Here is an 8184-nt window from a genome sequence, read left to right on the forward strand (position 1 = left end):
AATATATACCTTAGCTGAGATCACCGTGTCAAGAAAAAATTCCTACCGCGAAAAGCTGCCGACGCAAAGCCGCGACACCGCCAGCAATGCAGAGCTACCAGATTGGCTACCGGTCATTGCAGATCGTCGCGACGATTCTCATACAAATCCCATGCAAGTTCGACAAACCCCAGAAGAACGTCCTCCTCGCTCCATCCGGCAGCGACGGCCGCCTGGACGATCTCGCGGACGAGAGGCAGCAATTGGCGTTGGCATTCTGCCGACGTGTCGGCAACTATGTCATCGCCGGGAGGTTCATCGAAGTTGAATTTCATCGTTAGGCGCCCCCCTCGCCATCAATCAAAGTGTTCATATCATTAAGTTCATTCATCCTGATATACAATAGAGGTCGCACCAAAGCATAAGAGGCTTCGGAGGCTCTGAGCAGAACAGGATGATGCCAGGCTCTATGCTTCCGCTAGGTCAGGTTTGTCCTTCTGAACAGGGTCCGTTGGGAAGCTTCTACCCATCAATCTCTGCGGCTGGTCGAAACCTTCGGCCAGGGCCGCATGCCACCATCCGGCGAATGCGCGGCAGGACCGGCCGCATTGCCTTCTGCAACCGCTCGCTGGATAGTCTCGGCATGTTGGCGACCCTGGCGACTCACTGGCCGCAAATTCTGGCGATCATCTCCGTGGTGATGGCGACGGTCGGCATCGTCCATGCCGTCATGACCAAGGAAGATGTGCGCGCCGCCACCGGCTGGGTCGGCGTGATGGTGCTGTCCCCGATCCTCGGCGTGCTGATCTACGCCGTCGCCGGCATCAATCGCATCCGCCGTGCCACGATCACCGCCCAGCGCCCGTTTGCCGACGGCGTGGTGTCCGCCAAGCATGAGCGCGACGTCGCTGTCGAAGAGGCCCTGATCGTCGAGCGATACGGGCAACGGTTCACGGGCTTGCGGACACTCGGCGACAGGGTGGCGCGGCGCGCGCTCAACCCTGGAAACGCAATCGATGTGCTGGAGACCGGCGACGAGGCCTATGCCGCCATGTGCGCGGCGATCGACGGCGCCGAGCGCAGCGTCCTGCTCGAGACCTATATTTTCGACAATGACGCCGTCGGCCTGCTCTTCGTCGAGGCGCTGGCCGGCGCCGTCCGGCGCGGCGTCACCGTCCGCGTGCTGATCGATGCCGTCGGCGCCCGCTACTCGGTGCCGAGCATCCTGGGGCATTTGCGCGAGGCCAACATCCCCGCCGACGTCTTCAACGGCAACATCGTCATGGGCCTGCGCCTGCCCTACGCCAATCTGAGGACCCACCGGAAGATCCTGGTGGTGGACGGCATCGCCGCCTTCACCGGCGGCATGAACATCCGCAAAGGCTTCTCCGCCGAATTCGCCGGCTCCAACAGCGCCAGGGACACACATTTCCGGGTGACCGGCCCGATCGTCGCCGACCTCTTTTCGGTCGCCGCCGAAGACTGGCGCTTCGCCACCAACGAGGCGCTGAAGGGCGACGCCTGGCGCATTGCCCCGCTGTCGCCGTCGCCAGGCGCACCGATGATGGTGCGGGCGGTCGCTTCCGGCCCGGATGCCAGCAACGAGACCAACCACAAGCTGCTGATCGGTGCGTTCTCGGTCGCCCGCAAGTCCATACGCGTGATGTCGCCCTATTTCCTGCCGGATCGGGAACTGATCAGCGCCCTGATCACCGCCGGCAGGCGCGGGGTCGAGATAGACATCGTGGTGCCGGCGGTGAACAATCTTTTCCTCGTCGACCGCGCGATGATGGCGCAGTTCGATCAGGTGCTCAAACACTATTGCCGTGTCTGGCGAACCGAGGGACCATTCGACCATTCGAAGCTGCTTTCGATCGACGGCGTGTGGGCCTATGTCGGATCTTCCAATCTTGACGCCCGATCGCTGCGGCTCAATTTCGAGATCGACTTGGAGGTGCTCGATGCCGGCTTTGCCAGCGAGATCGAGGCGCGGATCGGGTCGGCGATTGCCTCCGCCGTGCCGGTAACGCTGGAAGCCTTGCGAGCCCGGCCGTTCCTAATCAGGCTGTTCGACCGGGCATTGTGGCTCGGTTCACCCTATCTCTAAGGCGGAGGTGCGCTTGAGGAACTCGTCTGTCATGGAACATACGCCGAAATTGCCTATTTTGACTGTATCCGGCTTCTGAATTGAAGCCAGCGAGAACGAGCAGCACAGATGCACAGAATTGGACGCAGCCTCCCGGCAAGCATGCTTCTGTCCCTTCGTGACCGCCGGATGCAGAAAGCTAACGCCGCCGCACTCAAGACGACAGCCACCACCGGCACGCTGGTTGCCTCCTACAATGTCCATAAATGCATCGGCGTCGACAGGAAGTTCGATCCGGACCGGACCATCCGCGTCATCCGCGAAATCGATCCGGATGTCATTGCCCTGCAGGAAGCCGACAACCGCTTCGGCGACCGTGATGGTCTTCTCGACCTGCCCCGGCTCGAACGGGAAACCGGACTGGTTCCGGTGCCGATTTCCGCCACCGGCAAGGGCCATGGCTGGCATGGCAACGTCTTGCTGTTCAAGAAGGGCGTCGTTCGCGACGTGCACCAGATCAAGCTTCCGGGGCTGGAGCCGCGCGGCGCGGTGGTGGCGGAGATCGACCTCGATGGAAGCCGGACGCTGCGCATCATCGCCGCCCATCTTGGCCTGCTGCGCCGCTCCCGCTCCCAGCAGGCGCGCGTCGTGCTCGACCTGATGAACAGCCCGGACGAAAGACCGACCCTGCTGCTCGGCGACCTCAACGAATGGCGGCTTGGCAACCGCTCCGCTCTCAACACGCTGCATGCGACGTTCGGCCCGCAGCCGCCGGCGGTCCCCACCTTCCCGTCGAACCTGCCGCTGCTGGCGCTCGACCGGATCATGGCCAACCGGCATGGCATGATTGCCGCCATCGACGCGCATGACACGCCGCTTTCACGCGTTGCCTCCGACCACCTGCCGCTGACAGCTTTCGTGCGCCTGGAGCGGGTGGACGATAACGCCTTGATGTCTCCCGCGTCGCAAAGAGTGTAAAATTAGTCGGAACGCCCAGTTCTTCCGCGAGTTACCATGTCTTGAACGTGTAGGAGGACGAGATGAAGAAGTTGATTCTGGCTTCCCTGTTGGCATTGGCCGCGACAGCGGCGATCACTGCGCCGACGCGAGCGGCAAGCGTGACCATCCAGTCCGACGACGATCGATATTTGCCGGACGACGATTCCGACAGTGGGATCGTTATTCGCCGTCACCACCGGGATCGCTATTACGACAATCAGTATGATGGCGACCGGAACGTTCAGTATGACGATGGCGAATACCGGTACGGCGAATATCGCCGCCACCACAGGCATCATCGCTGCCATATCGAACTGGTCAAGCACTGGCGCCACCACCACAGGGTGATCGAAGAGGTTCGCGTCTGCGGCTGATCCCGATCCGTACCAACCAGCCGGCGAAAGCCGGCCGGTTGGTCGCGTATTGGGGGGCGAGAGATGCCGCCATGGACCAGTTGGAAACGCCTTGCAGACGACTGACGCGCGGCGCGGTTCGCGCAGCTGGATTACCTGGCTGATCTTGTCGCGATTGCGCTTGGCCCGGTAACTCACTCTCCACCATCCTCGTCAAGCCGCAGATCACCGGCGCGCTTCCCAGGGCATGGCAATCGGCTAGCCGATCCCACCATGGACCGGTCGTTGCCCGACCCGTGTTCGGGTTGGGCTTGCTCTTCGCATTTGGTGCCTCTGGACACAGCCGTGGAAGGCTGAAAAATGTGGAGCGCAACTCGGCTTTTGGAGTTGAACCGGAACACCAGGAGGATGGCGCTGAAATTGGAAGATATTGCCGGCCATCCGGCGTTGCATCGCTACGTTCAGGAACAGTCCCTGGCGCTGATCCGAATCTATGAGGAGAGCCCTCGCCTGGCTTCCATTTTCGCCACGCAGCAGCGTTGGCTAATGGGTCATGTCGGCCTCGCCATGCATTTCAGGCGCGATCCGCACGACCGCCGCAAGGAACTGACGGTATCGCGGTTCATCGAGTTCGTGCACCAGCATGCGGTCGCCAGCCGCAACACGGCGGACGCTTTCATCAAGGAGATGCTGCACTACCACATCGCCGAGTATGTGTCGGGTGGCGACGGCCGTACGCACCCTTTGCAGCCGACGGCGGCAACCGTGCAGACCTTTACCGGCTGGGTCCTTGCCCATCTGCGGACGCTGGATCGCCTCGACGGCGCTGACCGCTTGGCCAGGTTCCTCGCACACCCCGAGATGGTTGCCGGGCTGCAGCCTCTGGTGGCGGACGGCCTGCTTGCCTCCAAGCCGGTGCGCGAACCCAACCAGACCTTTTCGCTGTTCATCTGGCTCAACAATGGCGGCATCGTCATGGACTGGCTGATGTCGGGCATCGACCCCGATCACGCCGGCCTGGACCAGATTCCGACCAGCGTGGTTTCGATCGGAGATTTCGCCAAATGGCTCAAGCTCTCGCGGACCCATCTGGCCCGCAAGCTGCGCGCTGCCGAGAATCTCGGCAGCATCGGCTGGCTCGGCCAGCGCGGCCATTCGGTGATGTGGGTGTCGAATACATTCTACCAGGAATACATGACAGTCCAGGCGGCCAAACTGGCCATCGTCGACACCGCTTTCAATGCCTGTTTTCCGCCGGCTGGAAGCTGATCGGTGCGGCATCCCCGTAACGGGGATGCCTTTCAATGCGGGCGATCAAAATCCCGAAGTTCTCAGTCGATGTCGAACGACACGCCCTGGGCGAGCGGCAGCGCCTTGGAATAGTTCACCGTGTTGGTGGCGCGCCGCATATAGGCCTTCCATGCGTCGGAGCCGCTCTCGCGGCCGCCGCCGGTTTCCTTTTCGCCGCCAAAGGCACCGCCGATCTCGGCGCCCGACGTACCGATGTTGACATTGGCAATGCCGCAATCCGATCCGTCGACACCCAGGAAACGCTCGGATTCCTGCAGGTCGCGGGTGAAGATCGACGACGACAGGCCTGCGCCCACGGCATTGTGCTCGTCGAGCACGGCGTCGAAATCCGAATATTTCATCACATAGAGGATCGGCGCGAAGGTCTCTTCCGTGACAGGGGCCACCTGCTTGGGCATCTCGACCAGCGCCGGGTGCACGTAATAGGCATCCGGGTGCCCGTTCTCGACCCGCGTGCCGCCGGTCACCTTGCCGCCATGGGCGGCGGCTTCCTTCAGCGCCTTCTGCATGGCCTCGTATGCCGCCTTGTCGATCAGTGGCCCGACCAGCGAGGAGGTCTCCAGCGGATTGCCGACAGACACACTCTCGTAAGCCTTCTTGAGGCGCGGAACCAGGGCGTCGTAGACGCTGTCATGCACGAACAGGCGCCGCAGCGTCGTGCAGCGCTGGCCGGCCGTGCCCATCGCTCCAAAGGCAATCGCGCGCAGCGCCATGTCGAGATCGGCGCTCGGGCAGACGATGCCGGCATTGTTGCCACCGAGTTCGAGCACTGCGCGGGCAAAGCGCTTGGCCAGCCGCGGGCCGACGTCGCGGCCCATGCGGGTCGAGCCGGTCGCCGAAACCAACGGCACTTTGGGGTGATCGACCAGGATCTCGCCGACGGCGCGGTCGCCGATCAGCACCGGCGCCAGGCCATCAGGTGCGTCCGCGCCGAAGCGCTTGACCGCACGCTTGAAGATGGCCTCGCAGGCAAGTGCGGTCAGCGGCGTCTTTTCCGACGGCTTCCACACCACCGCGTCGCCGCAGACCAGCGCCAGGGCGGCATTCCAGGACCACACCGCGACCGGGAAATTGAAGGCGGAAATGACGCCGACGACGCCGAGCGGATGCCAGGTTTCCATCATCCGATGGCCCGGGCGCTCGGTGGCGATGGTCAGGCCGTACAATTGCCGGGAGAGGCCTACGGCGAAATCGCAGATGTCGATCATCTCCTGCACTTCGCCGAGCCCCTCGGACGGGATCTTGCCGACCTCGATCGACACCAGCCGGCCAAGCTCGGCCTTGTGCGCGCGCAGTTCCTCGCCGAGCAGCCGCACCAGTTCGCCACGCCGCGGGCCCGGCACCATGCGCCAGGCCTGGAAGGCCTTGTGCGCGGCATCGATCACCTTGGCCGCGTCAGCCGGCGAGATCGTCTTCAGCGCCGCGATCTGCTCGCCCGTCACCGGGCTGCGCACGATCAGGTCGCCGCCGACGAGCGCTTCCTTGGCCACGCCCAGTTTCGCCAGCAGTTCGGTCGTTTCCTTGCCTATCGTCATTCTTGTCCCTTTCAGATCCCGTCGCCATCATATGGCGCTGGGTTAAGCCTTCGCCGTGTCGCCCGTGTGCCGAAAGGCACTTCAGGCGCAGTCATGGCGTGGCATTACTCGTTTCAGGGGAAAATCGCCACCCCGGCATGGTCCAAGCCCAAACTACACGATTGAGCCAGATGGGGAGGTGACGCTCAGTTTGCCTTTTTCGCCGGCGGGCGCACCGCACCGTCCTTGATCAACCGGTCGATATGCATGCGGATATGGGCAGCCTCTGCCGCCGTGTTCGCAAGCGCTATGGCGCGGTCGAAGGCGACGCGCGCCTCGTCGCCCCGGTCGAGCTGCATCAAGAGGCCCCCCTTGAGCCCGAAAAAGTGGAAATAGCCGGAAAGCCGTTCTTCCAGCGGCTCGATCATGGCCAGCGCCTCCCCCGGTCCACGCACCTTCGAGACCGCGACGGCCCGGTTGAGCGTGACCACCGGCGACGGCTGCATCTGCTCCAGCAAGCGGTAGAGCAGGTCGATCTCGTTCCAGTCCGTATCCTCGGCCTTTTCGGCCCGCGCATGCAGCGCGGCAATCGCCGCCTGCACCTGGTAAGGGCCGGGCTTGCGATGGCGCAGCGCCTTGTCGACCAGTGCCAGCCCCTCATCGATCATCTTGCGGCTCCACAGGCTGCGATCCTGGTCTTCGAGCAGCACGATCTCGCCGCTCTCGTCGAAACGGGCCGGTGCGCGCGCATGCTGCAGAAGCAACAGCGCCGTCAGCCCCATGATCTCCGGCTCCGTCTGGAACAGCCGCAGCAACAGCCGTGCCAGCCGGATCGCCTCCTCGCACAGCGGCGCGCGGGCCGGCGCCTCGCCGCTGTTGGTCGAATAGCCCTCGTTGAAGACCAGGTAGACCATGGCGGCGACGGCGGCGAGCCGTTCCGAGCGCTCGACCGCGCCAGGCGTCTCGAACGGCACGCCGGCGTCCGCAATGCGCGCCTTGGCGCGAGTGATGCGCTGCTCCATGGCGCTTTCGCCAACCAGGAAGGCGCGCGCGATCTGCTTGACGGTGAGACCGGAGACGATGCGCAGCGCCACCGCGATCTGCTGCGTTGCCGGCAGATCGGGATGGCAGCAGATGAACAGCAGCCGCAATATGTCGTCGCGGTAGTGCGCCCCGTCCAGCCGCTCGGCGATATCGCTCTCGGCGTCTTCCAGATCGGAAACCTGGTCTTCATCCGGCATCGGCGCCTGCTTGGCGCGCTTGCGCACCGCATCGATGCCGCTGTTGCGGCCGACGAAGATCAGCCAGGCCGCCGGGTCGCGCGGCGGCCCGTTCTGCGGCCAGTTCTTCAACGCCCTGAGGCACGCGTCCTGGAAAGCTTCCTCCGCCGTATCGAGATCGCGGAAATAACGCAGCAGCGCGCCCATCGCCTGCGGGCGGGCGGCGCTGATCGCGGAGCTGATCCAGGCCATTTCGGTCATGCGGAAACCGTTGTTGGGTTGAAGACCGAAACCGGCCGGATTTCATAGGAGCCGCCGCTCGGGTTGACCTCGGAAAGTTCGCGGGCGAACTCCACCGCCTCGTCGAGATCGGCGCATTCGAGCGTGTAGAAGCCGAGAAACTGTTCCTTGGTCTCGGCGAACGGCCCGTCGATGACGACCGATTCGCCTTTGACCTTCCTCAACGTCGTCGCGGCCGTGGTCGGCAGAAGCCGTGCCACCGGGCCGAGCCGACCAGCCTTGGCGTACTTGTCCTGAACGTCGAGGAGATTGGCCATGACCTCGTCGTCCTGTGCCTTGCTCCAGGAGCAGACGACATCTTCGGAGGCATAGCAGAGGATTGCGTAGAGCATGGCTGGTCCTTTTCTCTGTCAAAGGACGAAACAGTAAGACCGATCCCGACATGACGTCGATAAAAAAATCCAGATGTGACGGATTTGGCC

The 8184-nt window shown here is 63.4% G+C and carries 8 protein-coding genes; 4 read left to right on the plus strand and 4 right to left on the minus strand.

Annotated features, from left to right (window positions below):
• Positions 1-113: 113 nt before the first annotated feature.
• Entirely contained in the window at positions 114-314 is a 201-nt protein-coding gene (locus tag EN884_RS16525; RefSeq protein WP_082826544.1) for a hypothetical protein, read from the minus strand.
• Positions 315-622: 308 nt separating this feature from the next.
• On the opposite strand from EN884_RS16525, the gene EN884_RS16530 reads away from it, so the two are divergent.
• The 4 genes from EN884_RS16530 (at position 623) to EN884_RS16545 (ending at position 4686) form a co-directional block, all read left to right on the plus strand.
• A complete protein-coding gene (locus EN884_RS16530; RefSeq protein WP_024502662.1) occupies positions 623-2086 on the plus strand; it encodes a phosphatidylserine/phosphatidylglycerophosphate/cardiolipin synthase family protein in 1464 nt (487 codons plus the stop codon).
• A 108-nt stretch (positions 2087-2194) separates the two neighbouring features.
• Positions 2195-3043 carry an endonuclease/exonuclease/phosphatase family protein gene (locus tag EN884_RS16535; RefSeq protein WP_013529834.1) on the plus strand — a complete coding sequence of 283 codons (849 nt, stop codon included), beginning with the start codon at positions 2195-2197 and terminating at the stop codon, positions 3041-3043.
• 62 nt (positions 3044-3105) lie between these two features.
• The gene (locus EN884_RS16540) at positions 3106-3438 is read left to right on the plus strand and encodes a hypothetical protein (RefSeq protein WP_063168906.1); all 333 of its coding nucleotides are present in this window, start codon (positions 3106-3108) and stop codon (positions 3436-3438) included.
• Between the two features lie 387 nt (positions 3439-3825).
• On the plus strand, positions 3826-4686 hold the full coding sequence (locus EN884_RS16545; protein ID WP_164895024.1) for a hypothetical protein: 861 nt from the start codon (positions 3826-3828) through the stop codon (positions 4684-4686).
• Positions 4687-4748: 62 nt separating this feature from the next.
• On the opposite strand, the gene EN884_RS16550 is transcribed toward EN884_RS16545, so the two are convergent.
• The 3 genes from EN884_RS16550 to EN884_RS16560 form a co-directional block, all read right to left on the minus strand.
• A complete protein-coding gene (locus EN884_RS16550; RefSeq protein ID WP_027161453.1) occupies positions 4749-6263 on the minus strand; it encodes an aldehyde dehydrogenase family protein in 1515 nt (504 codons plus the stop codon).
• 185 nt (positions 6264-6448) lie between these two features.
• Positions 6449-7723 carry an RNA polymerase sigma factor gene (locus EN884_RS16555; RefSeq protein ID WP_024502666.1) on the minus strand — a complete coding sequence of 425 codons (1275 nt, stop codon included), beginning with the start codon at positions 7721-7723 and terminating at the stop codon, positions 6449-6451.
• Positions 7720-8094: a YciI family protein gene (locus EN884_RS16560; protein WP_013529829.1), complete on the minus strand. Its 375-nt coding sequence runs from the start codon at positions 8092-8094 to the stop codon at positions 7720-7722. Before EN884_RS16560 ends, EN884_RS16555 begins: the two co-directional genes overlap by 4 nt.
• Positions 8095-8184 lie beyond the last annotated feature (90 nt).

This window comes from Mesorhizobium sp. M7A.F.Ca.AU.001.01.1.1 (genome assembly GCF_004022735.1).
Taxonomy (GTDB): Bacteria; Pseudomonadota; Alphaproteobacteria; order Rhizobiales; family Rhizobiaceae; genus Mesorhizobium; species Mesorhizobium ciceri.

Excerpts from the sequence above, each read along its gene's own strand:
- EN884_RS16525 (WP_082826544.1), bottom strand. The coding sequence starts at position 314 with ATGAAATTCAACTTCGATGAACCTCCCGGCGATGACATAGTTGCCGAC.
- EN884_RS16530 (WP_024502662.1), top strand. The coding sequence starts at position 623 with ATGTTGGCGACCCTGGCGACTCACTGGCCGCAAATTCTGGCGATCATC.
- EN884_RS16535 (WP_013529834.1), top strand. The coding sequence starts at position 2,195 with ATGCACAGAATTGGACGCAGCCTCCCGGCAAGCATGCTTCTGTCCCTT.
- EN884_RS16540 (WP_063168906.1), top strand. The coding sequence starts at position 3,106 with ATGAAGAAGTTGATTCTGGCTTCCCTGTTGGCATTGGCCGCGACAGCG.
- EN884_RS16545 (WP_164895024.1), top strand. The coding sequence starts at position 3,826 with ATGGCGCTGAAATTGGAAGATATTGCCGGCCATCCGGCGTTGCATCGC.
- EN884_RS16550 (WP_027161453.1), bottom strand. The coding sequence starts at position 6,263 with ATGACGATAGGCAAGGAAACGACCGAACTGCTGGCGAAACTGGGCGTG.
- EN884_RS16555 (WP_024502666.1), bottom strand. The coding sequence starts at position 7,723 with ATGACCGAAATGGCCTGGATCAGCTCCGCGATCAGCGCCGCCCGCCCG.
- EN884_RS16560 (WP_013529829.1), bottom strand. The coding sequence starts at position 8,094 with ATGCTCTACGCAATCCTCTGCTATGCCTCCGAAGATGTCGTCTGCTCC.